Source organism: Cognataquiflexum rubidum (assembly GCF_022538115.1).
Classification (GTDB): domain Bacteria; phylum Bacteroidota; class Bacteroidia; order Cytophagales; family Cyclobacteriaceae; genus Cognataquiflexum; species Cognataquiflexum rubidum.
Genome location: NZ_JAKZAL010000004.1, coordinates 59,370 through 85,429, shown reverse-complemented (window position 1 = coordinate 85,429; position 26,060 = coordinate 59,370). Strand labels below are relative to the sequence as shown.

The window sequence follows — 26,060 nt, the reverse complement described above, 5'->3', positions numbered from 1 at the left end:
AAGGTCGATAGTTAAATTGTAAAACCTCCGTCTGCCGTTAAGGTAGCGCCGGTGGTGTAGGAAGAGGCTTTGGATGCTAAAAAGAGTGCCATGGCACCGATTTCCTCGCTTGTTCCCACCCTTTTGATGGGGAGGGCTTTCATCATGTGCTCCATGATTTTATCATTGCTCCAAAGTGCCTCTGAAAATTTGGTTTGGATCAATCCCGGGCAGATGGTGTTGACACGGATTTTATGGTCACCCCATTCTTTGGCATAAACTTTTGAAAGCGAAATCAAGGCCGCCTTGCTGACACTGTAGATTCCCAATCCTTGTTCGGGGGATATGCCGCCGATCGAACTGATGTTGATCACTGCCGCACCTGAGGAAGCCCGCAGGTAAGGAAAACATAAATTCATCAGGTGAAAAGGGGCTTTGACATTTACATCCATGATTTTGTCAAAAGCTTCGGGAGTTGTATTATGAACCGGTCCAAAAACAGGGTTGACGGCTGCATTGTTGACCAAAATATCAATTTGTCCATATTTTTCGATGGTCTGTTTGACCAAGCTGTCCAACTCCTCCATGCGGCCCACATTGCATGCAATGGCGGAAACCTCATAACCCTTGCCTTTGAGTTGGGAAGCCATTTCATCCAATGCTTCCTGCTTTCTGCTGCTGATTACGACTTTGGCCCCTGCAGCAGCAAAAATCTCTGCGATCCCGAAACCTATACCTTTGCTGGCACCTGTGATGATGGCCACTTTGTTTGCCAATGAAAATAATGCAGATAAATCCATAATTGTTATTTGGGTTTTTAGATAGGCTACAAGATAAAAATTAAAGCATTTAATGGCTATTCGGATAAGAAAAATATTATGCATACCGAGTATTTTTTATAACTTCATTTTTGAATTCAGAAAATAAATCCATCTCAACAGAATTATGAAACAAGTAATTTTTCACCAAACAGGCCTTCCTTCAGAAGTTTTGCAACTTGAAGAAGCCCCCATGCCACAGCCAAAACCGCATGAAGTCAGGATCAAAGTAACTGCACGCAACATCAATCCATCGGACATCATGTTTGTAAGGGGTATGTATGGCATCACCCCAAAACTACCAAGCAGCGCCGGATTCGAAGCAGCCGGAGTCGTAGATGCATCCGATGAAAGCAACTCAATACCCGTGGGTACCAGAGTGATTTTTACCGCTATCGGAACCTGGAAAGAGTATGTTTGCATTCCTGCCGCATTGGTCATCCCTACACCGCAGGAAATGACAGATGAGGTAGCCTGTCAGGCATTTGTCAATCCTTTGACAGCATTTGGAATGATTGAAACAAGTGGACTGAAAGAAGGGGATTGGCTTTTGATCACTGCGGGGGCTTCTGCTTTTGGCAAATTGGCCATCCAAATGGCGCACCAAAAAGGCATCAAAGTTGCCTGCACAGTCCGCAGGGACGATCAAAAGGAGATTTTACAATCCATCGGCGCGGACCTTGTCATCAATACCGAAAAGGAAAAGCTTCAAAAGGTAATTGCCGAACAAACCGGAGAAGGTATCTCTGTTGTATTTGATGCAGTAGGAGGGGTTCTCGGTGCCAAAGCCATCGCAAGCTTAAAATCCGGCGGGAAAATGATGGTTTTTGGATTGCTGAGTCTGGAAAATATTCCTTTGAATTCAGGCCTGTTGATCTTCAAAAATCTGAAAGTTGAAGGTTTTTGGTTGACAACTTATATGGAAAGTCTGAATCCCGAACAAAGAAAAACGGTATTCAAAACTGTGTTTACCTATCTTCTTTCCAATAAAGTAAAGGTAGATGTGCAGGATTCCTTTCCTTTGGAGCAATTCAAAGAAGCCCTTGAAGCCTACGAGAAAGGTGGAAGAAACGGGAAAGTATTGTTGGTTTCCAAATAAAAAAAAGGAGAGATTTTTCTCTCCTTTATGCTTTTTTCTGATGATGTTTTTTCCTTCGTCATTCTGAACCGCAGCCTGCGGATCCCGACAGCTTTACGGGAGAAGAATCTCTTTAATGAGACACTTCACTACGTTCAGTGTGACGACCCGGATATATACGTCATCCTGAGTGGTCAACATTAATTTTAATGTTCAGAAAGAGTAGTGACATTAGTGTGAAATAATTTGGCCTCGTCCACGATAGCGATCGGGATCGGCCACCTCGGTTGTTCTTGGGAGAGGGGCAGGAGTGGAAAAGCGGCTGTGCCGCTTTTCCACTCCTGCCCCTAAATAGCCAAACACTAGTTCCCCGAGCTTGCCGAGGGGTCTTTTAAGTCTATGTCATTGGTGAGGAGGGACTGCCTGTCCCGTTTTCTTCGGGAACTGAAAGATCTCATTTACTTAAGGTGAGACCCTTAGCATCACTACCAATGGCAGAATTTGTTTCATTGGAGGACGTTCAACCCCTTTGGGGTTGGACTGAATTTCGCAATCGCGCTGAATCCCCGGGTTACAACCCGGGGTTATTATTGGTTCAACCCCCGCTGGGGGTTTTTAGTATTAATCTTTACTTTTCTGAACATTTCTTATTATGTTAAAAATCGGGGTGACGGCCCCAAAATCTGCTATCGGCAACCGCAGCCAGCGTCATCTTGAATCCGAGGTACAGCCTGTCCCGTTTCTTCGGGAAGGATGAAAGATCTCGTTTCTTTAGACTCTTCGCTACACTACTTATGACAGAAATTGAATTTACCCCTTCGACAAGCTCAGGGACCGGAGATTCGGTGTTTGGAGGGGTAGGAGGAAAAAGCGGCGCAGCCGCTTTTTCCTCCTACCCCCAATGCCCAATTGACACCGGTGGCTGAGCTTGCCGAAGCTCCATGTTCGTTATGTAGGTTACATCCCTGCCCGACGACAGGCGGGGGTCTTCCGTCTTCTGTCTTCCGTCTTTTTAATTAACAGATATGGGGTCACTGGCATTCAGCCGGACCGGATGATTCTATTCACTAAAACAAACTTCCCTGAACCGGTTGTACTTTTTGAGCCTGAAAAGTTCCTTTGAGCATGTCTTGGAGCAATCGGTTGAAAGAGGGTTTCCAGGTTTCCAGGTTAATTTTTGCATCTTTTCCTTCGAATCCAACCGGACCCAACAGCCTTTCATATCCTACCAACATGGCCCAAATCGTGTAGAAAGTGGCCTCGGGCTGTAATTCAGGCCTGATGCTGCCGTCTTTTATTCCCTGTACGACCATTTGGGTACCGATTTTGCCACAGTCATGGTGGACCTCAAGCAGCTTTTGAAAATGCTCACTCGCCAAAACCAAAGGATCGATATTTGACTTCAGGTTTTCATCATTGTAAAGCTGTACCAAGCCCATAAAATTCAATATGGCATCATAAAACATGCGGTTGTTTTTGGCAAACTTGAAGTAATTATTGGATAGCTCGGTTAGCATGTCCAGCCCGTTTCTGCCTTTGATTTTGATGATATCACGGAATACGTCTTTCAGTTCATCGAAGGCTTTTTTGGTCACCGCCATGTATAGGTCTTCTTTGTTTTTATAATAAAAATAGGTGAGTCCTTTGCTTATTTTGGAAGCTTTGGCCACATCTTCCATTTTGGTGGCATGGTAACCTTTCTCTGTAAAAAGCCTGATCGAAGCTTCTAAAATCAATTTTTCTTTCTGTTGTCTTTCCTGAGCTCCCATATTTAAATAGTATTCGAATTAGGGTCAAAGATATTAAACGTTGGTCAGAAAATCATTGAAAATTTTGAGGCAATATGTAAATGCCTGAAAAAGAAATATGAGTATCCGCTTTTATATCAGTAGCCAAATATCATCTTTCTCCACCTCGGCAAGCTCGGTGAACGGATATCGTGAGATCAGAGGGGGGTGGTAGAAATGCGGCAAAGCCGCATTTCTACCACCCCCCTTCAATATCAATTAATTCCGGTGGTCGATCCCGATAATTATCGTGGACGAGACCATTCTGTAGGTAATCCCATACTGGTAAGAAGGCGGATACACATACTATTTTTATGTTTTTTTAATAAAAATCAATTCTCCTTGATATAATAAATTGATTTTTTGCAATCTTAAGCACGGTTAGGCATGAAAAGACTAGGACCTTTATTCCACTCTTCTAGAATGCAGAGAAAAAGTTATTGACTCCCGATTTTAGTTATAAATTACAACGCTTCAATCGCTGAAATTCACCCGTTTTTTACCATAAACATCGAATATGAGCCAATATGCACTGATTACAGGGGCTAGACAAGGTTTGGGCAAGGCCTTCGCCATAGAATTGTCCAAAAGAAAAATCAATACCATACTCGTAAGCCGGCCAAACAACGGGTTGAATGTATTTTGTGAGGAATTGAAGGAAAAATACCAGGTAGACTGCAGGTATTATGAAACAGATTTGTCAGTATATAAAAATGTAATTGATTTGGCTGCCTGGATTAACCTTCATTTTGAGATCGTCATTTTGATTAATAATGTAGGAACCGGCGGGACCAAAAAAATGACAGATGCTCCCATAGAATACATCAATAAAATTTTGAACCTGAATATTGTAACCACCTCGGTGCTTACCCATCAACTTTTGCCAAACCTGCTGAGGCAGCCTAAAGGATATATTCTGAATATTTCAAGTTTGGCAGCATATATTCCTATAGGTTTTAAAACCGTCTATCCTGCATCAAAATCATTTATCTATTCCTTTTCAAGAGGGCTTAACCAGGAATTGAAAGGCTCTAATGTGTCTGTCAGCGTGGTCAGTCCGGGCCCAATCAAGACGAACGGAGATGTGCTAGAAAGAACAGCAAAAGGATATTTTGGCAAGTTTATGATCTTGGAACCGGAGGTGATTGCCAAGAAATGTATTCATCAATTATTTGAAAGGAAAGCTGAAATCATAGTAAACCCGATGGTTTGGCTCCTCATAAAGATTTTGCCGACATGGATCAAAACTCCCTTGATGACTAAAATAGCGAAGAAAGAAATAAGCTGATCTGCTTAAAACAAATGTTGAAATGGAACTGCAAATACCCATGAAAAAACAAATCAGGTTCGAGAATAGTCAGGTAAGATCATTTTAACCTTACCTAACCATCTCGATTGATCTAAACCTAAAATTAAATGTATGTACACAATTATGCCAGTAGATTGGATATCCATTTAAATTTTTGTCTGCAGACTGAAATATCCGGTACATCGGTCTTCCGACTTTCTCCCGATAGCTATCGGGATCCGTCCCCATGAAGAAGAAAATAGGGTTACTGGCAAAGAAGCGTATATCCATGTAAATTTATATCAAGCAATTATAGATATGATGTAATACTGTTTTTTACCTTTTTGGACCAATAAGTACTTCCCCTGAAGCAGTGAAAAAGAAAGACCTTGGTTGGGGTCTGTAACTTTCTCTTTGTTGATCGAAACCCCGCCTCCCTGAATCATTTTTCTTGCCTCGCCTTTTGAAGGAAAGATAAGTCCATTGGTTTTTTCTGACAGTAAGTCTACCACATTTGCAGCCGACTCAAACTCAGATTTAGAAATCTCGGCCTGTGGTACGCCATCAAACACCTGCAGGAATGTCCGTTCATTGAGTGTGGCGAGATCCTCGGTGGATGATTTCCCAAAAAGAATTTCTGAGGCTTTTACGGCCATGTTGTATTCATTTTCTCCATGCACCATGATGGTGACCTGCTTGGCGATTTCTTTTTGGATTACCCTGAGGTGAGGCGCTTGAGCCTGTTCTTTTTCCAAGTCTAGAACAGTTTCCTGATCCAAAACCGTAAAAATCCTGATATACTTAGACGCATCTTCATCAGAGACATTCAGCCAAAACTGGAAAAATGCATAGGGTGAGGTCTTCTCAGGATCGAGCCAAACAGAACCGCTTTCAGTCTTTCCAAACTTGGTACCGTCAGCTTTGGTAATCAAAGGGACAGTCAGCGCATAGGCACTTCCACCTTCCATTTTGCGGATCAATTCAGTACCGGTGACGATATTTCCCCATTGGTCCGAACCGCCGAGTTGGATGGCTACATCCTTGTTTTTCCACAAATGATAGAAATCGTATCCTTGGATCAGTTGGTAGGAGAACTCTGTAAATGACAGGCCATTTCCGTCTTCCAATCTTCTTTTGACCGAATCCTTGGCCATCATGTAGTTTACGGTAATGTATTTGCCCACATCCCGGATGAATTCCAAAAACGAAAATTGGGACATCCAATCGTAGTTATTGACCAGTTCGGCCTTATTCGAAGTTCCTTCTCTGAAGTCCAAAAAATGGGACAATTGCTTTTGAAGGCATGACACGTTGTGGTCCAAAGTGGCTTTGTCCAAAAGGTTTCTTTCTGCTGACTTGAAACTCGGATCACCGATCATCCCTGTAGCCCCTCCCACGAGCGCATAAGGTTTGTGGCCCGCCCTTTGGAAATGGAGCAAAGTCATCACCCCGACAAGGTGACCGATATGCAATGAATCAGCTGTCGGATCGAATCCAAGGTAGGCAGATGCCATTCCTTTGTTCAGGTATTCTTCGATCTCCGGGGTCATATCCTGAAGCATTCCTCTCCAGCGCAGCTCTTCAATAAAGTTATTCATGGGAAACTCTGATTTTTTGAAGGTGCAAATATAGTTTTTTGAATTCCTCATTCAGAGAAATAGTGCGAATTCTTGAATCGGAAATTGAATTCACTTACCTAATACCTGTCAGAGGGGGATTGATTTTGGTCGTAAGTGAACATTAAAGACCGTCTTCGGACAAAGGGGAGTTGTTAAATGTCGTTTTTTCAATAATTTCAGGCCTTTCTTTGGCTTGATCCTTGTCCTGCTGTCATTCCTGTCCAAAGCCACTTCATCCTTTTCCCATAATGATTTCAAATTACTTTAAGGTTTCCCTGAGAAATATAATCCGTCACAAAAGCTATTCCCTCATCAATATTGTCGGATTGGGTGTTGGCTTGGCAACTTGCCTGCTCATTTTTTTATGGATCCATGACGAATGGAAATTTGACCGATTCCACAGCAATTCGGAAAGAATTTTTACTGTCATGCTCAACAATACCTACGCGGACGGTTCCATATCCACTTATGGCGCTACCCCGGTGAATCTCGCTGAGGTGATAAAAAGTGACATTCCGGAGGTGGAGATTGTTTCACAGACAAGCATGGACGCCGAGCTTCTCCTAAAATCAGGAGATAAGGCATTCCTTCAAAATGGCATTTACGGTGATCCCGGGTTGTTTCAGATTTTTAGTTTTCCCGTTGTAAAAGGAGACAAGGTGAATCCCCTTGCCAACCGAAAAGTCATTGCCATTTCAGAAAGCCTCTCCAAAAAATTATTTGGTAGTTCTGATCCAATAGGCAGAGTCATTATTGTAGATGGGAAGCATGATATGATGGTCAGCAGTGTCTTCTTGGATGTACCTTCAAATTCAAGTATCAAGTTTGATTTTGTCCTGCCATTTGACCTGTTCAAAGAAGAAAACCCTTGGACCAGAAATTGGCAGAGTGGGGGATCTCGAACTTACGTCGCCTTGCACGAGGAGGCCGATCTGGATGCGACAAATCAGAAAATTTCCAGCCTGATCAAGAAAAACTGTGCTGAATGTACCAGCACGCCCTTTTTATTCCAGTTTACAAAATCCAGGCTGTACAACAAATTTGAAAACGGACAAATTGCCGGAGGAAGAATAGACCAATTATGGCTGTTTTCTGTGATCGGTATTTTGATTCTTGTGATGGCCTGCATCAATTTTATGAACCTTGCCACTGCTAGATCGACCACACGTAGCAAAGAGATCGGTATAAGGAAAGCGATCGGAGCAGGAAAAACAGGTTTGGTAAAGCAATTCCTCCTTGAATCCATGCTGCTTTCATTTTTTGGTCTTATGGTAGCCATTGCTTTGGCCAGTCTGATTTTGCCTTATTTCAATGAATTGACGGAGAAAAATATTTCTTTGGAAAATACCGATTCAATAATCCTCTTCGGAGTGGTTATATTGACTTTGGCATGTGGCCTCTTGGCAGGGTCTTATCCTGCTTTTTTTCTTTCTTCCTTTAGACCTGTGGCGGTTTTAAAAGGAGATTCAGGTTCACAGTTAAAAGGAACAACCTTAAGAAAATCCCTGGTAGTAGGTCAATTGGCTTTGTCTACTATTTTGATCATATGCAGCTTGGCTGTTTACAAACAAATTGAGTTTATCAGCAACAAGAACCTTGGATACCAAAAGGAACAAATCATTGTAATTGATGCCCAAGAGTCCATTTTGAAAAATCACGGGGCTTTTAAAAATGACCTCCAAAATTTTGTGGGGATAGAACGTGTGGGCCTTGGGGGAAGTGATATTCTGTCAATCCCGATTACTGCCAATGATATTTCGTGGAATGGTAAGTCTGAAAGTGATAACATCACCTTCAAAATACTCCGCTGTGATGAAGATTTCCTACCTACTATGGGAATTCCATTTGTCACAGGCTCCAATTTTTCTCCGGACCAAAACCCCGAAAATCCAAAATATATCATCAATCGAAAAGCCATGGAAGTTATGGGAATCTCCCAAGATGAAATAATCGGGTCTGAGTTGGAGGCTTGGCATGGTCTAGGTCAGGTGATCGGCGTTACGGAAGATTTTCACAACAATAACCTGAGGGAAAACATCGAGCCGATGGTTTTTTTGTACAGCCCTAACCTCGGATTCCACTACTATGTCCGGACAAATCCCGAATATGGAATGGAGGAAACTTTGAGCCATATGGAAGCCACAATGAAAAAATATAGCCCTGATTATCCTTTTGAGTATACTTTTTTGGATGAAGCATTCCAAAGAGAATACCAAATGGAACAAGTCATAGGCAAGCTTTCCATGGGATTTACGGGCATAGCGGTACTCATAGCCTGTTTGGGATTATTCGGTCTGTCCTCTTTTTCAGCCTCTAAAAGAGTCAAAGAAATGGGAATCAGAAAAGTAATGGGCGCATCCTCCGGTCAATTGATCTTATTGTTGGGAAAGGATTTTTTCAGGTTGGTATTTATCGGTGTGCTTTTAGGGTTTCCTTTGGCATGGTATTTCTCTAAAATGTATTTGGCTGAATTTGCTTTCCATACCCAACTCAGCGTTTGGGCATACCTGTTTACCACGATGTCATTGTTGGGGATTGCCCTCCTGTCTGTTACCTACCAATCCATGAAAGCTGCCTTGTCCAATCCTGTTGATTCCCTGAGAAATGAATAAACCACGGGCATTTAGAAAGCAACAATTTCTACCAGGCTATCCCATAATCTTCGCCGTGGTTGCTTGAACCTCCCCAAAATGTCCCATGCTTCCAATCAAACCAAATGGCATTGAGTGGGCCTGAAGTTCTTTCAAGCATGTTTGGCTTATAGCCTCTATTTTGCAAGTCTTTTCTTACCCAAGCAGGAACCTGATTGTTGAGCGTGATGGACCCAGGTTTTGACTCATGCGCTCCAAAGGAAGATTGGATCTGGTAATTATGGATATTGGCTGCCTCTGCAGCTTCCTGTACGGTCATTCCAAACTCCACGATATTCAAAAATAACTGCAATAAATCCTGGTCTTGGGTATCCCCACCCTGCACCGCAAAGGACAAGAAGGGTTTACCATCTTTCAGTGCCATACTTGGGGTCAGGGTTACCCTTGGTCTTTTTCCCGGTTCAAGGACATTGAAGGGATTGAGCCTTTCGTCCAATACGAAGCTCTGCATCCGCTGACTCATGCCAACTCCTGTATTTCCTGCGATGGTCGCCGGAATCCACCCTCCTGAAGGCGTGATAGAAACGACCCAACCTTCTGCATCAGCTGCCTGTATGGAGGTCGTGCCTGCAAGAAAATGGTCCAGAAAAGGATCGTCCAAGCCTTGGATCGGCAGTTCAGGCCGGTCGTACACCAAGGCTTCTTTTCTGTTTACCAAGAGATGTTTAAAAGGATTGGTTTCTCCCTGAAAAGGGTAGGGGTCACCCGGGCCGATTTCGGGATCGTTCTTTTCTTTGATCAGTTTTGCCCGGTCTTTCGCATATTCTTTGGAAAGCAAGCCTTTCATCGGGCTTTTTGGAGTAAAATCAGGGTCACCGTAATAGAAATCCCTGTCAGAAAATGCCAAACTCATGCTTTGATAGACTGTATTGATATAATTGGCTGAATTGTATCCCATTGACTTGAGGTCAAAATTTTCCAGGATATTCAGACTTTGGAGCAATGCCGGACCTTGGGTCCATTCCTGAAGTTTGTAGACATCTATGCCTTTGTAATTTACTTTCAGCGGTTCTTCGATTTTCACTTTCCATTTGGCAAAATCTTCCATGGTGAAAAGACCGCCCTGTTCTCTTGCTCCTCTTACAATTTCAGCAGCAATATCTCCCTTGTAAAAACGCTCATAGGCTGCATAAATGGCTTCTTTCCTTGATTTTCCCGAAGCGAGCGCAGCTTTTTCTGTATCCACCAATTTTTTCAAAGTCTGATACAGATCTTCCTGCACAAAAACTTCTCCCGCATAGGGAGCTTCTCTTTCTTCTCCCAAATGGGGCAAAAACACCTTCTTTGAATAAGGCCATTCCTTGATTTTGTCCTTATTCCTTTCGATCATGTTTGCAGTCTGGGCTTCGATTGGATATCCTTTTGCCATTTCCATAGCAGGGGCGAGTACCTGTTCCAAACTCATTGTGCCATATTCGGCCAAGATGGTCATCAATCCACCCGGTGTTCCGGGAGTAGTTGCGGCCAAGGGACCAAATTCAGGTGGATAGGTCATTCCTTTTTCTTTGAAAAAATCCACTGTAGCACCTGTCGGCGCGATTCCCATGGCATTGATGGCAATGACTTTTCCGGTTTTGGGATTGTAAATCAATGCCTGCGTTTCGCCCCCCCAACTCAATACATCCCACATGGTACAAACTGCCGCTAACATCGCGCAGGAAGCGTCTATGGCATTTCCCCCTTGGTTGAATATCATGGCGCCGGCTGTAGCACCGAGCGGTTTACCCGTGATGGCCATCCAATGCTTTCCATGTAAAGGTGGTTTTTGGGTTTGTGCAAATGCACTTACAAAGCAAAAACTGAGGAACAGAAGAATTAGAGATTTCTTTATCATGGCTGATTGTCGATTAATTTGGGTAGTAAAGGGTCAAAGCCCTCAAATTTGCTGTTGTATTGGGTGAATAAACTGAAAAGGGAAGAAGCTTCTTTGAGATTGAGTTTGTTGCTTTCGGCAAATGCTTCCATTTCAGCTTGGTTTTCACCGAAAATCGTAAATATTTTTTTCTTGTTTGTAGGGATTTCGATGACATTTTTGCCTTCGATATAGTAATAAACGTACCTTTTTACCACCCTGTCATCAGGTTCACCGACCATTAAGGCTTGGTTGTAATTTGATTCTCTGATGGAGGCGATTGTTCTTCTGACCAAGGGCAGTTTTCCATCTACCAACACTTCAAAAAATCCAGCTATGGGCGAACCTTCATCTTTGAAATCCATGCCATTGATAAAATACCTTGGGACTCCATGTTCTGAATCTATCCAAACAATGTTTCTCACCCTTAATCCGGGTACAGTGGTAGCGTCTTCTGAATTTTCTGACCTCAGTTCAAAATTGTTGCTGTTTATGTTATACCTCACGAAATATCCCTCTATCAATTGTTCATCTTTATAGAGTAGGATGGAAGCTTTATTCCATTTTGTATCCAAATAAAAGTTTCCTTGTAGTTTTTTTGGTTCAGGGGGAATTCCATAAATGGAATTTCCTCCGATAAAATTTGGTCTTTTGTTGAATAATTCGGTAATATTGGTGGCTCTGATTGTTTTTTGCAAGGCGGCACCGGTCTCATCTTCAAAGCCCATCGGAAATAGGGTGATTACTCCCAAATTCAAATCATCTTTAACCTGAATCTGTGCCTGATAGGACTGAAATCCGCCCATTTTAACATTCAGGACATAGGTATTTGTAAAAACACTGTCTATTGTAAACTTTCCTGATTCATTGGAAACAGCAGAAAAAGCAAAATCTTTTAAAGTCACCTGGGCACCTGAGATCAATTCTTCAGTTGCCCCGTTTCTTAAGATTCCCGTCAGTGAGTACCGTTGAGCAATTAATTCATTTGCTGAAAAAGTCAGAAGCGAAATCATAATCAACAACACCTTAGATCTGATCATTTAGCTATTTATATTGGTTTAAAGTATTGATAGTAAATAGTTAGGAATGGCATTTGTTTTGTAATCTGACTATGTTATCCTACATTTAACACTTGAATATAATTATTGATTTGGAATAACAGGAACAAAAATCCATGTACTTATTTTTTCTTTACTTAATGGCTGGTTTTTTTGTTTTTGCAGGAACCATGCATTTTGTAAAACCAAGAATGTTCATCAAAATCATTCCACCTTACTTTCCTCACCCAAAGGTGTTGAATGCCATAGCCGGAATGTTTGAAATAATTTTTGGTGTCGGGTTGTTATTTGAATCTACAAGGACAATTTCCGCAATTGGAGTGATTTTGCTTCTTTTGGCTGTTTTTCCTGCCAATATTTATATGTATCAAAAAGGTGACAAAGGAATACCAAAATGGGCCCTATTCCTGAGACTGCCATTACAATTTGCGCTTATTGCCTGGGCCTATTTATACGTTTAAACTGATTGACTTTGAATTTTAGTGATTTTAATTTTGAATCAAGCCTTAGAGAAGGACTTGATGCCATGGGTTTTGATAAACCCACTCCAATACAAGAATTTGCCATTCCGGTAATCCAACAGGGCAAGGACTTGATCGCTTGTGCCCAGACCGGAACCGGAAAAACAGCCGCATTTATTCTTCCGATCCTCAACAAGATGGCGAAGGAAGGAATGACAGGATTGAATACTTTGATTTTGGCACCCACAAGGGAATTGGCGATACAGATTGACCAACAGATACAGGGATTTGCTTACTTCACAGGAGTGAGTTCAATTCCCGTCTATGGCGGTGGTGACGGCATTGCCTGGGAGCAGCAGAAAAAAGCCATGGAAGTGGGGGCAGAAATCATCGTCGCTACGCCCGGAAGACTGATCGCCCTATTGGCGGGTGGGAAAATCAATTTTGAAAAGTTGGAGCACCTCATCATGGATGAAGCGGACCGGATGCTCGACATGGGTTTTTCTGAAGATATTCTAAAAATCGTCAATTACCTTCCAAAAAACAGGCAGACGATTCTTTTCTCTGCAACAATGCCTCCGAAAATCAGGCAATTTTCCAAACAACTTCTCAATAATCCCGAAGAGATCAGTCTTGCAATCGGTAAGACTGCGGCAAACGTGACGCAAGGGGTTTATTTTGTTTATGAATCCCAAAAGGAAACTTTGGTCAGAAATATCCTTTCCAAAAAGGATTATGAGGCAGTGATCATTTTTGCCTCTACCAAAGAGAAAGTTAAAAACCTGTATAAGTTGTTAAAAAAGGATTTTGATATTGAAGCTTTTCACTCTGATTTAGAGCAAGTTGAAAGGGAAATAATCATGTCAAGGTTTAAGAATAAATCCCTTAAAATTTTGATTGGTACAGATATCATTTCAAGGGGAATTGATGTGGTCGGGATCCAGTTGGTCATCAACTATGATACGCCTAACGATCCTGAAGACTATGTCCATAGGGTAGGTCGTACCGCAAGGGCGGACAGCAACGGGGAAGCCATCACTTTTGTAAGTGACAAGGACCAATACAAACTTTCCCGCATCGAGCAGATGATAGGGATGGAAATCGAAAAATTCCCCTTACCGGAAGGATTTGAATCAGGCCCGGATCACAAGAGTAAAAGCCATCATTCCGAAAAGTCAGGTGACTTCAAGGGAAAGAAAAGTTTCTCGAAGAATTCCAAAAAGAAGAAAAACTTCAAGCCAAGAGACAACCAAAACGTTGCGGCCAAAGATCCCAGTCAATCCAAACCTGCTGAACCAGTACAAACCCCAAGGCCTCCAAGAGAGAAGCCTACTGAAGCAAACAAAGATAAAAACACTCCTTTTGGTAGAAGGACCAATGTGATTGAGTAATCCATTTAAATCAGCTTCTTTGTTGGATTCCCGTTATTCCACTTTATTTGGGATGGAAGTCCGAAGTAAGGAAGTTGAAAGTTGCAGACTTGAAATTTCAATATTTCAATTTGAAGAACTATACAATAAAGAAAAAACGTCAGCTTCTACTGACGTTTTTTTGTTTGGAACTTTAGCAGGGCTTTTACTTCGGCAGACTTTCCAAAACCATCCTTACCAATTCTGCTTTTTCTTTGTCCTTGATCCATCTCGCCACGATCACCAAGTCGTTTTCTTCATCCACATAGACCATGTTGGTACCTGCACCTCGATGGAAAAAAGCTGATTCAGGGGCTGCGGGAATTTCTTTTCGGTCTGTATTCAGGAAATAATTCATGAAACCATAATTGGGCTGAACAGAAGTCGGCGTTCTGGACTTTCTGATCCAATCCTCCGAAATCACCTGAACGCCGTTCCAGTTTCCCTTTCTTAAAGTCAGGTAACCAAACCTTGCCTGGTCATAGGCATTGATAAACATGCCCCCGCCCCAATGCGACCCGCCGCTGACAGACTGCATGATCTGCCCATCAAGGATGATAAAGGAGTTTTCATAACCAGTCCATCTCCAGGTTGGACTTGCCCCGATTTTGTCCATCAGGTTTTCCTTCAATACCACGGGAAGTGGCTTTCTCCACACATTCAAAATAGCCAAGGCAAGGACATTGACTCTGGTGTCATTGTATTTGTAAACTGTCCCCGGTTCTTTTCTTGGCCTGTTCAGCCATTCTGATGAATTGCCCTGAGGACGGTCCGCCCAATCGGGTTTGCCCCAAAGTGTTCCTTCCCAATCTGAGGTCTGACGCAGCAAATGCTCCCATGTAATCTTGCGGTTATGGGGACCTTCAAAAAGGTCAAAAACATCCTCATCCTCCAGGTGATCTGCTTTGTTCATTTGGCTTTTGTAGGGCTCGTAGGGAATGATTGGTCCTACATATGGATAAACAAGGTCCTTTTCACTTTTGATCAGACCTCTATCCACTGCCATACCAACAGTAGATGACAGGATACTTTTTGCCACACTGAAGGTCAGGTCAACCCTTTCAGGATCACCCCATTGCCCAATGATATAACCTTTGTAAATGATCAGGCCGTTTGCCGATCCTCTTTCTTTCATTGGCCCAACAGGAAATCCAAAAGGCTCTCTCCCAAAGGCACTTTGATAGTGGGCCATTTTCAGATTGGGGTCAGCTTCGCTTTCAGTAGCAATGGCAAAATCAATCGCTTGCTGAATTTTTGCGGCATCCACCTTCATTTCTGCCGGCTTTTTCTGTTGCCAGTCCCCAAGGGAAGGGAAGTAAGCTTTCTGTCCAAAGGAGGTAAAAGGGATCAAAAAAACGGTCAGGGCAAAGCATGCCTTGTATATCTTTCTCATAATATTTTTTTTCGAATGTATCGGCAAATGCGTGTTCATGGAAATCAAATTACAGGATTAGCCCTTTTAACATTTAAAAGGTTGGTAATAATGCGTTAAATTGTAGCGTAAAACAATTGTGACAGATATTTGTCTTACTTAAAATTGTCTTAAATGGATCATCAAAAAATTTATATAATCGGAGCCGGGATTTCCGGCCTGATAGCAGCATACGAACTTGAAAGGGCGGGATATAGTCCCGAAATTCTGGAAGCTTCAGACGGAGTTGGAGGGCGGGTCCGTACAGACATTGAAAAAGGATTTCGCTTGGATAGGGGATTTCAGGTTATGTTGACAGCTTATCCGGAAGCCAAAAGATACCTTGATTATGAAAAGTTGAACCTCAGGAGGTTTGATCCGGGAGCAATGGTATTCAAACCGGGTGACTTTTTTGCAATCCATGATCCTTTGAGAAATCCCATGAGGCTATTTGGGATGGCATTTTCGAAAGTGGGAACTTTCAAAGACAAGTTTAAAATATTGAGTCTTACCAATGTCCTGAAAAAGAAAAGCGAAGAGGAGATTTTTGCCGAACCATCCATTCCTACCATTGATTTCTTGAGGAATTATGGCTTTTCTGAAACCATCCTTGACAATTTCTTTAAACCTTTTTTCAAAGGGATATTCTTGGAAAATGGCCTGCAGACTTCCTCAAGGATGTTCAATTTTGTCTTCAAGATGTTTTCAATCGGCTATGCTGCCATACCTGAAAAAGGAATGCAAGAAATTCCGAACCAGTTGAAAAGCAAGCTCCAAAAGACTGTTTTCCATTTCAATTCTCCTGTCGAAAGAGTCGAAGGAAACACCATCCTTCTAGAGGATGGAAGGAAACTACAGGCAGACAAAGTCATCATCGCCTCACGTCCTGACAAAGTGCTGCCACAGATGGAAGGTCAGGTCAAGGAATATAGAAAGGTGATCAACCTCTATTTTTCCCTTGAGAAATCCTTTATTGCAAAGCCTATGATTGGCTTGGTACCTGATACCAATTACCTGATCAACAATTTTGTTTTCATGACCGATGTTTCCAAGTCCTACAGCAGTACAGGCAAAGCACTGCTTTCGGTCACGGTGACGCAGGATTCCAAAGCGGATGACCTTTTGATCAAGATGGTGGCATTGGAACTCGAGGCACTTACCGGCATCAAGGCTTCCTATTTTGAACATATCAAAACATATGAGATTCTCGATGCCCTTCCACAGGTCGATGACATGCAATACACGATTTCGCCCACCAATACAAAGATTCAGGACCACGTTTACCTTGCGGGAGATTATCTCCTCAATGGATCTATCAACGCAGCCATGACAGCCGGGAGAAAGGCTGCGGAAGCGGTTATGTTAAGCCTTCAACCCACCCACTAAATTGAAAAAGACCATAGCAATTGCAGGAGCAGGAGGATATATCGGAAGATGGTTTATCAACAAGTACAAAGGAAAATACAACATCGTCGCACTGAGTAGGCGGGAGGCCATCCAAAATCCTGATCCTGAGGTGGAATGGCGAAAAGTGGAACTGTTTTCCATCACTTCTACCATTGAAGCGTTGCATGGGGTAGATTATGCCATCTACCTGATCCATTCGATGAGTGCTTTGACTCGGTTAGATCAGGGAACCTTTGAAGATACAGACCTTTTGTTGGCGGATAATTTTTCGCGGGCAGCTGAGGCAAATAATATCAAGCAGATCCTTTATCTGGGAGGAATTCTTCCCAAAGAAGTCGAAGAAGAAAAGATGTCTATCCACCTCAGAAGCAGGCTTGAGGTTGAAAAAACCTTGGGAGAAAGGGGAGTACCTGTCACTGCACTTAGGGCCGGAGTCATAGTTGGCCCGGGAGGGTCTTCTTTTGAAATGGTTAGAAATCTGGTCAGAAAACTTCCCATTCTGATGTGTCCCAAATGGACCACTTCCCAAACGCAATCCATTTCTCTCCGGGATACATTGACGATCATGGATTCCTGCATTGGAAATGAAAATGTATTTGGAAAAGCCATTGAAATCGGAAGCCCTGAAATTTTATCCTACAAAGGAATGCTGGAAGAGACCGCAAGGGTAATGGGAAAGAAAAGGTTTATTTTCACAGTGCCCGTTTTTTCCGTGGGTTTTTCAAAACTTTGGGTTTCCTATTTTGGAGAAACTCCGGCGAAATTGGTTTCCCCTTTGGTCGAAAGTCTGAAACATACCTTGACTGTTTCGGAAGAACTGAAATTCAAGGAAAAAGAAATCGATTATCTGACTTATGAGGAAAGCGTCAAAGAAGCGCTTGATCCAAAGAATAAACTTCCTGCACTTCCAAAATTCAAAAATGACCGGGAGGTAAAAAACACTGTCAGAAGTATCCAAAGGATGCCCAATACAAGACATAAAAGTGCCTTGTGGGTAGCCAATAGGTATAAACGTTGGTTACCGACTTTTTTTAGGTTTTTGATCAATGCAAAAGAAAACAATAGGGGAGACATCGGTTTTTACCTGTTGAACGGCTCCAAACCAATGTTGCAGCTGACCCTTATTCCTGATAGGAGTGACATCAAGAGACAACTGTTTTACATCACAGGAGGATGGCTAGTCAAAAGATTTGACTATGGATGGCTGGAATTCAGGGAAGTACTCGGCGGAAAATACATGATCACGGCCATACATGAATTTGTACCCAGACTTCCTTGGTTTGTCTATCTCAATACCCAAGCTAAAATCCATCTATGGGTGATGAACCGGTTTAGAGAATACCTAGAAAAGTACAGGGGTAATTAATTTCCGATGGATATACGCTTCTTTGCCCGTAACCATATATTCTTATTCAGTCGGGACGGAAGACAGAAGACCTCCGCCTGTCGTCGGGCAGGGATGTAAATGAAATCGTACTCATGAAATAGCGTTAAAACGGAAATTCTATCTTCGGCCATCCATGCGTTCGGACATTTAAAACATCAAAAAAAGGAGTTCAAAATCCCACAGCTTTGTCGTCGCCCCTTTTATCCGCTCCACCTTCAAATTTTCCGTTTGGAAGTTTGAGGATGGCGTCTACTTTGCCAATAATCGGTGTGTTTCCTTCATTGATAAGGTATCCTTTTGATTTTAACTCATCCAGTATGGTTTTTGGAAATCCCTCGGGTTCGAAATTGATGAGATCGGGAAGCCATTGGTGGTGAAAACGGGGTGCATCAACCGCCTGCTGCATGGTCATGTCAAATTCCACTACATTCAGAATGGTCTGCAAAACCGAGGTAATGATGGTCGAACCTCCCGGTGTTCCCACCACCATGAGAAGCTGTCCATCTTTTTCGACAATAGTGGGGGTCATAGAACTGAGCATCCTTTTACCGGGAGCAATGCTGTTGGCTTCAGCCCCGACAAGTCCAAACATATTGGGAACTCCTGCTTTGGCACTGAAGTCATCCATTTCGTTGTTCAGAAAAAATCCAAGTTCATCACTGTACAATTTGGATCCATAGGCTCCATTTAAAGTAGTCGTTATCGCCACCGAATTGCCAAAGGGATCGACAATGGAATAGTGCGTGGTTTCATCAGATTCTACATATTGGATCACTCCTTGAGATACTGCGCTTGAAAGTGTGGCTCTTCCCGGATTAAAATCTGAAATCCTATTTTTAAGATACCCCTTGTCAATCATTTCACCAACGGGCACTGCCACAAAATCAGGGTCACCCAAATAGAAGTTTCTGTCTGCATAGGCCCGTCTTTCTGCTTCCGTCAAAGTTTGGATGTATTGGGCAGAATTGTGTCCCATTGACTTTAGGTCAAACCCTTCCAGCATTCCCAGAATTTGTGCCAATGTTACCCCACCACTGCTAGGTGGTGCCATCGAAATGATCCTGATGTCTTTGTAGTCAAAGGAAATAGGATCACGCCATTTGGCTTCATAGCCTGCCAAATCCTCCATGGTGATGATTCCTCCTTTTGATTGGATAAAATCCACCAACTTTTGGGCAGTCTCCCCAAGGTAAAATTCATCTTTGCCATTCTTGGCTATTCTTTTCAAGGTTTCGGCAAGAATCGGGTATTTGATCGTGTCATTGGTTTTAAACTCCCTTGCAAAAAACGTATTTTCTCCATTGACTTTGATAAAATTGTCCCGGTTTCCCGCAAGCCTTTTTTCTTGGTTTGAGGTCACGACAACACCCTTTTCTGCCAATTCAATCACTGGGGCAAGGATTTCTTCCATCGGAAGAGTTCCAAATCTTCGGTGAACTTCAAACATTCCTGCCACCGTTCCGGGAACGCCCACAGCCAAAGCTCCCATGGTACTCAATTCAGGGATAACTTCTCCATTTTCATCCAAATACATATCCCTTGTAGCAGCTAAAGGTGCTTTTTCCCGATAATCCAAAGAACCTGTTTCACCGTTTTCCAACCTGAAAACCATAAATCCACCGCCTCCCAGATTTCCTGCAAAAGGATAAGCCACGGCCAATGCAAGCTCCGTAGCAATCATGGCATCAAAAGCATTCCCGCCTTTTTCCATGATCATCAGTCCAATCTTGGAAGATTCTTCTCTAGCGGTGACAACCATGGCCTTTTCGGCAATCAGCCCGCGGTTTTCTAAAGAAACAGAGTCATTTTCCTTACAGGAAAAAACAAACAAAAATGCAAGGGTTGCTAAAAGAAGGGTATATTTTTTATTTCTCATCTTGGTCAATCAGTGTTTCATTGAACAGTTTTAAAACCCTTTTGTACTCATCCGTCCAACTGCTAGGTTCCACGAAGCCGTGGTCTTCCACAGGATAAACAGCCATTTCCCAATTGTCTTTGCCCAATTCGATCAGACGCTGCGCCAGCCTGACCACGTCCTGAAAATGTACATTGACATCGATCATGCCATGCGCTATCAATAAATTCCCTTTCAGTCCTTCAGCAAAATAAATAGGAGAGGACCTCTTGTAAGAAATAGGGTCATTGAAAGGTTCATTCAGGATATTGGCCGTATAGCCATGGTTATAGTGCGCCCAATCGGTCACGGACCTCAAAGCAGCGCCTGAGGAAAAAGTTTCGGATTCATTGAACAACGCCATCAGGGTGATGAATCCACCGTAACTTCCCCCATAAATCCCGATTTTTCCAGGTTTGACACCATGGTTTTCCATCAGAAATTTGGCTCCATCAACTTGGTCTGAAAGGTCTTTTCCGCCCATGTGACGGTAAATGCCTGTTCTCCAGTCTCTGCCGTATCCTGCACTTCCCCTGTAATCAATATCCAACACCGTGTAACCCAAATCCGTCAAAAGATTATGGAACATGTATTCTCTAAAATAGGTTGACCACCATTTATGGGCATTTTGCAGATAACCCGCCCCATGGACAAAAATCACCGCAGCTCCATTGCTTTTGATGGCCTCAGGCACATATAATCTTGCAGGAACCATTTGGCCATCAGCTGCTTTGAAGGTTACCAATTGGGGATCACGCCAAGAGTAGGATTTAAATTCCTCACTTTGACCGAAAGTCAATTGCCTTGGTTGGGATTTGGGTGTGTTGGGTTGGATAAATAATTCTGTCGGCTGATTGCTGTAGGAGTAGAGGATTGCCATGTTTTTCTCATCCGGAGAAAGGGATACTTCATTGTTTCCGGTGAGTGTGGTCAGCTTTTCCATTTTGCCCCCCAAGAGTGGCATCATGTAAAAATGTCTTTCTCCCGGGTGGACTTCAGAAGTGGTGAGGTACCAAAACTTTCCGTTTTTGGAAATGAAGGGATCAAAGACCTCAAATTTTCCTGAAGTCAATGCTTTTTTGTTTCCTGTGGTTACATCCAATAGGTAAAGATGGGAATAGCCACTTTCCTCAGATTGGAAGTATATGTGCCTGTTATCAGGTAACCAACCCAAAGTTCCTCCTCCAAAACCCCATCCGATCCCCGGACCTGCGATCCAGGCTTCATCGCGTTGTCTGTCAACAGATTTCAAGTTTGCTGACTCAAGGTCAAGAAGGGTAATCCACCTGTCTTTGTTGTCGTTTGAACGGATATTGACAATGGCATTCTTTCCGTCATTTGAAAATACAGGAGATGCGATAGTCACTTTCCTTAATTTTTCTTCCCATGTTTTTTCAGGATAATCTTTGACATAGTCAGGAAGATCTTTGATCCCGGGAAGACTGTCGGTAGCCACATAGACCACAGTGTCTTTTGCAAAACTGTAGACTGCAAGCTCTATGGTTTGTGGATTATCTCCCACTTTGGACCTCGTATTCAGGTTGGTCGTGTATCCTGAAGCATCGGTATAATCCGGCACTTCAGTCCTTTTGTTTTCAGCGCGGCCAAGCAGTAGGAGTGTGGCGTACTTTTCATCAGGCGAAAGTTGGATATTGATGACCTGCTTGCCTTCCGAATAAAAGGTGAAAGGTTCTTTTTCAGCAATAGACTCGTAATAATTTTTAGACTTTTCTTCTTTTTCTTTTCTCTCATTCACCACCTTTAGAAGGTTCAGGTTGTCTTCCTGAAGCCATTTTTCTCTATCTGCCTGCTTTTCTTCTTTGTCCTTTGGCCTGCTTCCGCTTTGGATACGGGTCATTCGTTGAAGTTTGCCGCTTGGGATATCTAAGACAAAAAGATTGCCGGATGATTCAAAGGCAATCCTGTTTTCATTTGCCAAGAAAGTTGGATTAGAAATTCTGTCACCTAATTTGATCAATGAGGTTTTACTGCCTGTGGTAAGGTCATAAAGTATGATTTCACCATCCTTTGCGTAGATTTTCTTGGTTTTGGCCAGGTTGCTTTTGGCATTTCGGGGAACTAGGTTTTTTTGTTCCTGAAGTCCAACTTTTACCGGAATTGATCCTAACGAGAGTTCAATTTTATAAAGGGAATCTGCAGGGTGTTGTTCCGGATTATATTTAAAATAGATTGATTGGCCTTTGTCATCCCATTGAAGATCAGATGGAAAAGTCCCCATCCATTTTGGGTCTTTCATGATTTTTTCTACGGAAAGTTCGCTTTGGGCAAGGGAATATTGACCAAATAATAAACAGGCAAAAGCGAACAGAAATAGGCTTTTCTTCATAAAGAAAGGGGTTTGTTATTCTGATTATAGGAATAAAGTTCTAAGAACCGTATTGATTTGAAAATAAAAAAATGGGGAGAGGTAAAAAAATGGTTTTGATTACAATGAATCTAGGAAAGTGTGTAATTCTTTTTCAATAATCCCTATGTCATGAAGCAATTCATTGAAGTGTTGGTGGGAATTTTCAAGATCACCTTCTATGGATTCCAATATTTTTCTGGTCTGAATGGCACCGATATAACTCAGACTTGGTTTTGCTTTGTGGCATCTCCTCTTGATCTGAGCCCAATCTTGAGTTGCGTACAATTCATCCATGTTTTTTAAATCCTTCAGGTTTGAATCCAGGATTATTTGGATCATTTCCTGCAACATTTCTTTGTCGTCATCGCCGAAATACTGAAAAATTGTTTGCGGGCTAATAAGCTGATACATAAAATATTCGAATAGCTGTATGGAGTATATAACAATCAAATTTATGTATTTCAAAATAAATAAAAGTGATTTTATTGTTTTTTTTTAAAATCCTGATTTCTCCGCTTTCAATAAAATTTATAAGATGTTCATTCTGCGATAGTTTCAAATTTTATATCAAGAAATTATCTCCTAATTTTAACTTCTCAAAACATCTCAAAGTTATTCATGTTTCACTTTTTATTGCTATGAAAAAAAATAAACTCGTATTCTTGATACTTGCCGTCATATTTGTTTTGTGCATGCTTTGGATAGGAATTGATATGTCAAGAAAGACAACCTTTCCGGGATCCAAACGGAATTTAAAAGAAAGAATAGCCCCCTCAGATACCTTAGATGCAAATGTCAAAGAAAAAAAAGATTGATGTCAACCTGATCGATTTGGATAAAATGAAAGAAAAGACCACAGATATGCCTGGTCTTTTACCTTATGCCCATCAGTCAGGTAGTGCCATTATCAAGCCTGAAGATAAAGGAAAAATAACAGGTAGGGCAGTGGCTGCTATGCATTCCCAAACCGACATGCAGATGGCCCAAATCTACCAACAGATGCAACTTTTGGCTGACCAAGCCAAGCTGATCCAAAAAAGGGTAGAGATCTCAGAAAGAATCTATAAAACATCCATGGGTTTTGAACCGCTTATCAACCACCATTACTATTTGTATGAAAAAGAAGATGGAACTGATTTTTTGAGTTTGGTAGCGCCCGAAGAATGGGGCAGAAAAAGTAAGTTTTCCAAGTTCATCGCTGAAATAAGATTGTTGGCTGACCATACCTGGGAAATCATCCGAAAAGATGGTTAATTTTGCCCATGCACCATTTAAAAGTGGAGAATATTTACAGAATCCTCAAAGATTCTGACCTCCAAGTAGAACACAACTTTCAGTTGGATGTCAACCCAGGCTTTCTTAAAGGAAAGGGCGAGACGCTTTTGAATGAAGCCTTTTCGGGTCTTGGAGGAAATGGAAATGTTCCCCTTCTCGAAAAGCTGAGGTTTGACTTCAAGATCAACAGACATGTATTTCTTTATGACGACGAAGTGCATTTCAACAGATACAGGTTGGCAACGCTCAAAACCTCCTTGTATGAAGTTTTTTCTTTCCCTTGGGCAGAGACATACCTCAGGCTTTGCAGGACTTATGAAAAGGAATGCCTAAAGACGGGGTTACAGGAAAGGGTTTGGAACGGGCCGCCAATTGCAGGAAAACTTTTTGGCAAAAGTGAACCTCCCGGGGACCTTTCAGCTAATGGATCCTCCGGATGGAAACTGAATGCTTACAACGACACCCAATATGACCTCGTAAGCAGGCTTCATGGCTATAAACTCATCAGAATACCCCTCTATGAAAACCTCATGATAGGGGGAAGTCTGAAAAAAATAGATGATTTGTTGTTGCACCCAAAAGAGGAAAACCAACAAGGTCTCTTGAACTGGTTTTCAAGGAAATTGGTCTGAAAGTCCACGCATCTTTAGGAAAACAACCCATAAATCTCCCGATCTATCCGCTGTACAATCGATGAAAAATCTTCGGGATACTCCACAAAGTCCATCTGGTTGACATCCACAATCAGCAATTTCCCCTTATCATAGCCACCTATCCATTCTTCGTAATGGGAATTCAGGTTTTTTAGATAATCAATCCGGATGGCATTTTCATAGGATCTGCCCCTTTTCTCAATCTGGCCCACCAATTTGGGGATATCAGCCTTCAGATAAATCAGCAGGTCGGGTGCCTTGACATAATTGATCATCGAGTCGAACAGAGAAAGGTAATTTTCATAATCTCTTTCTGAAAACAATTTTGATTTGTAGAGATTGGCTGCAAAAATATAGGCATCTTCATAGATTGTCCTGTCCTGAACCACCGACAAACCGCCTTCCCTGATCCTTTTGATTTGGTTGAACCGGCTATTGAGAAAGAAAACCTGAAGATGAAATGACCAACGCTTCATATCTTCATAAAAATCAGCTAGATAGGGATTGTTTTCCACAGCCTCCAACTCCGCATGCCAACCGTAATGCTTGGCCAATTTGATGGCCAAAGTCGTTTTCCCACTTCCTATATTTCCTGATACCGCTATGTGCATGGTAGTTTTTACTTTAATCTTCCCCCTATTTATCCAAATCCCAAAATGCAAAGCGCTTACTTGAACCTCGCCGACACCTTGAGGTCTTTGCTTCCCGACGTATATACATAAAATCCTTCTCCTGTTTTCACTCCTTTAAAACCTGCTTCCACCATATTGACCAACAGTGGACAAGGCGCATATTTCGGATTTCCAAAACCATCATGCAATACCCTCATGATAGAAAGACAAACATCAAGCCCGATAAAATCTGCCAATTGAAGCGGACCCATAGGATGCGCCATGCCTAGTTTCATTACCGTATCGATTTCTGCAATCCCCGCCACTCCTTCAAATAAGGTATAGATAGCTTCATTGATCATCGGCATCAAAATCCTGTTGGCCACAAAACCCGGATAGTCATTCACCTCCACCGGTATTTTTTCGAGATTGGAGGAGATTTCCATCACCAATTCCGTTGTTTCCTTGGAAGTCGCATATCCTTTGATCACTTCCACAAGTTTCATTACGGGAACCGGATTCATAAAATGCATGCCGATCACCTTGTCCGGCCGCTTGGTAACAGAACCTATTTTTGTTATTGAAATGGAAGAAGTATTGGTAGCCAAAATGGTATTCTTGGGACACAATTCATCCAACTGGCGGAAGAGATCCAATTTTACCTCTAGGTTTTCTGTGGCAGCCTCAATCACCAAATCAGCATTCTTTACACCCTCTTTCAGGGAATTAAAAGATTGGATGCGGCTAAGGGTGTCCTGTTTGTCATATTCAGTCAAAGTTCCTTTGGCCACTTGCCTGTCTAGGTTTTTGGAAATGGTAACCAAAGCCTTATCCAAGGCAGCCTGATTGACATCAATGAGGCAGACGTGGTAGCCATATTGGGCAAAAACATGGGCGATTCCGTTTCCCATTGTTCCGGAACCAATAACAGAAATAGTATTCATTTTGATTTGGGTTTAGTATTCAGGTAGTTAACAATTGAAATGAAAAATGTACCGAAAAGGATTTAATTTTCCCCGTCAAATTTTGACCAAATCTAATTTGATTCGGAAGC

The 26,060-nt window shown here is 42.2% G+C and carries 21 protein-coding genes; 10 read left to right on the top strand and 11 right to left on the bottom strand.

The genetic code is table 11. The annotated features are described in order from the left end of the window. Positions 1–11: 11 nt before the first annotated feature. Positions 12–779 carry an SDR family NAD(P)-dependent oxidoreductase gene (locus MMU05_RS06265; protein WP_241140820.1) on the bottom strand — a complete coding sequence of 256 codons (768 nt, stop codon included), beginning with the start codon at positions 777–779 and terminating at the stop codon, positions 12–14. Between the two features lie 145 nt (positions 780–924). On the opposite strand from MMU05_RS06265, the gene MMU05_RS06260 reads away from it, so the two are divergent. Continuing rightward, the gene (locus tag MMU05_RS06260) at positions 925–1,896 is read left to right on the top strand and encodes a zinc-dependent alcohol dehydrogenase family protein (RefSeq protein ID WP_241140819.1); all 972 of its coding nucleotides are present in this window, start codon (positions 925–927) and stop codon (positions 1,894–1,896) included. A gap of 773 nt (positions 1,897–2,669) precedes the next feature. After that, the gene (locus tag MMU05_RS23025) at positions 2,670–2,801 is read left to right on the top strand and encodes a hypothetical protein (protein ID WP_262917642.1); all 132 of its coding nucleotides are present in this window, start codon (positions 2,670–2,672) and stop codon (positions 2,799–2,801) included. Between the two features lie 141 nt (positions 2,802–2,942). Here the strand turns inward: MMU05_RS23025 and MMU05_RS06255 are convergent, their stop codons facing one another. After that, positions 2,943–3,644 carry a TetR/AcrR family transcriptional regulator gene (locus tag MMU05_RS06255; RefSeq protein ID WP_241140818.1) on the bottom strand — a complete coding sequence of 234 codons (702 nt, stop codon included), beginning with the start codon at positions 3,642–3,644 and terminating at the stop codon, positions 2,943–2,945. A 535-nt stretch (positions 3,645–4,179) separates the two neighbouring features. On the opposite strand from MMU05_RS06255, the gene MMU05_RS06250 reads away from it, so the two are divergent. Then, positions 4,180–4,950, top strand: a complete 771-nt coding sequence (locus MMU05_RS06250) for an SDR family NAD(P)-dependent oxidoreductase (RefSeq protein WP_241140817.1) — start codon at positions 4,180–4,182, stop codon at positions 4,948–4,950. Positions 4,951–5,252: 302 nt separating this feature from the next. Here MMU05_RS06250 and tyrS read toward each other — a convergent pair whose 3' ends face one another. Then, positions 5,253–6,548, bottom strand: a complete 1,296-nt coding sequence (gene tyrS / locus MMU05_RS06245) for a tyrosine--tRNA ligase (protein ID WP_241140816.1) — start codon at positions 6,546–6,548, stop codon at positions 5,253–5,255. 269 nt (positions 6,549–6,817) lie between these two features. On the opposite strand from tyrS, the gene MMU05_RS06240 reads away from it, so the two are divergent. After that, a complete protein-coding gene (locus tag MMU05_RS06240) occupies positions 6,818–9,181 on the top strand; it encodes an ABC transporter permease (protein WP_241140815.1) in 2,364 nt (787 codons plus the stop codon). A 28-nt stretch (positions 9,182–9,209) separates the two neighbouring features. Here the strand turns inward: MMU05_RS06240 and MMU05_RS06235 are convergent, their stop codons facing one another. Together MMU05_RS06235 and MMU05_RS06230 are read right to left on the bottom strand one after the other, a co-directional pair. Continuing rightward, positions 9,210–11,054: a gamma-glutamyltransferase family protein gene (locus MMU05_RS06235; protein ID WP_241140814.1), complete on the bottom strand. Its 1,845-nt coding sequence runs from the start codon at positions 11,052–11,054 to the stop codon at positions 9,210–9,212. Further along, a complete protein-coding gene (locus tag MMU05_RS06230; RefSeq protein WP_241140813.1) occupies positions 11,051–12,112 on the bottom strand; it encodes a carboxypeptidase-like regulatory domain-containing protein in 1,062 nt (353 codons plus the stop codon). Before MMU05_RS06230 ends, MMU05_RS06235 begins: the two co-directional genes overlap by 4 nt. A gap of 134 nt (positions 12,113–12,246) precedes the next feature. On the opposite strand from MMU05_RS06230, the gene MMU05_RS06225 reads away from it, so the two are divergent. After that, a complete protein-coding gene (locus MMU05_RS06225; protein ID WP_241140812.1) occupies positions 12,247–12,591 on the top strand; it encodes a DoxX family protein in 345 nt (114 codons plus the stop codon). 11 nt (positions 12,592–12,602) lie between these two features. Beyond that, positions 12,603–13,982 carry a DEAD/DEAH box helicase gene (locus tag MMU05_RS06220; RefSeq protein WP_241140811.1) on the top strand — a complete coding sequence of 460 codons (1,380 nt, stop codon included), beginning with the start codon at positions 12,603–12,605 and terminating at the stop codon, positions 13,980–13,982. Positions 13,983–14,166: 184 nt separating this feature from the next. On the opposite strand, the gene MMU05_RS06215 is transcribed toward MMU05_RS06220, so the two are convergent. Next, positions 14,167–15,393, bottom strand: coding sequence for a serine hydrolase domain-containing protein (locus tag MMU05_RS06215; RefSeq protein ID WP_241140810.1), 1,227 nt, complete (start codon positions 15,391–15,393; stop codon positions 14,167–14,169). 153 nt (positions 15,394–15,546) lie between these two features. Between MMU05_RS06215 and MMU05_RS06210 the strand changes: the two genes are divergently transcribed. Beyond that, entirely contained in the window at positions 15,547–16,797 is a 1,251-nt protein-coding gene (locus MMU05_RS06210; RefSeq protein WP_241140809.1) for a protoporphyrinogen/coproporphyrinogen oxidase, read from the top strand. Between the two features lies 1 nt (position 16,798). After that, positions 16,799–18,184 carry an NAD-dependent epimerase/dehydratase family protein gene (locus tag MMU05_RS06205; RefSeq protein ID WP_241140808.1) on the top strand — a complete coding sequence of 462 codons (1,386 nt, stop codon included), beginning with the start codon at positions 16,799–16,801 and terminating at the stop codon, positions 18,182–18,184. Positions 18,185–18,374: 190 nt separating this feature from the next. Here MMU05_RS06205 and ggt read toward each other — a convergent pair whose 3' ends face one another. From ggt to MMU05_RS06190, 3 genes are all read right to left on the bottom strand, one after another. After that, positions 18,375–20,081 (bottom strand): gamma-glutamyltransferase, encoded by a 1,707-nt coding sequence (gene ggt, locus MMU05_RS06200; RefSeq protein ID WP_241140807.1) that lies wholly within the window; start codon positions 20,079–20,081, stop codon positions 18,375–18,377. Continuing rightward, entirely contained in the window at positions 20,071–22,446 is a 2,376-nt protein-coding gene (locus MMU05_RS06195; RefSeq protein ID WP_241140806.1) for a S9 family peptidase, read from the bottom strand. Before MMU05_RS06195 ends, ggt begins: the two co-directional genes overlap by 11 nt. 99 nt (positions 22,447–22,545) lie before the next feature. After that, on the bottom strand, positions 22,546–22,878 hold the full coding sequence (locus MMU05_RS06190; protein WP_241140805.1) for an Hpt domain-containing protein: 333 nt from the start codon (positions 22,876–22,878) through the stop codon (positions 22,546–22,548). A gap of 381 nt (positions 22,879–23,259) precedes the next feature. Between MMU05_RS06190 and MMU05_RS06185 the strand changes: the two genes are divergently transcribed. Both MMU05_RS06185 and MMU05_RS06180 read left to right on the top strand, forming a co-directional pair. Beyond that, the gene (locus tag MMU05_RS06185; protein WP_241140804.1) at positions 23,260–23,721 is read left to right on the top strand and encodes a DUF2452 domain-containing protein; all 462 of its coding nucleotides are present in this window, start codon (positions 23,260–23,262) and stop codon (positions 23,719–23,721) included. 8 nt (positions 23,722–23,729) lie between these two features. Beyond that, a complete protein-coding gene (locus MMU05_RS06180; protein WP_241140803.1) occupies positions 23,730–24,374 on the top strand; it encodes a DUF7255 family protein in 645 nt (214 codons plus the stop codon). A gap of 14 nt (positions 24,375–24,388) precedes the next feature. Here the strand turns inward: MMU05_RS06180 and MMU05_RS06175 are convergent, their stop codons facing one another. Further along, on the bottom strand, positions 24,389–25,006 hold the full coding sequence (locus MMU05_RS06175) for a deoxynucleoside kinase (RefSeq protein WP_241126596.1): 618 nt from the start codon (positions 25,004–25,006) through the stop codon (positions 24,389–24,391). A gap of 56 nt (positions 25,007–25,062) precedes the next feature. After that, positions 25,063–25,950, bottom strand: a complete 888-nt coding sequence (locus tag MMU05_RS06170) for a 3-hydroxybutyryl-CoA dehydrogenase (protein ID WP_241140802.1) — start codon at positions 25,948–25,950, stop codon at positions 25,063–25,065. Positions 25,951–26,060: the final 110 nt, after the last annotated feature.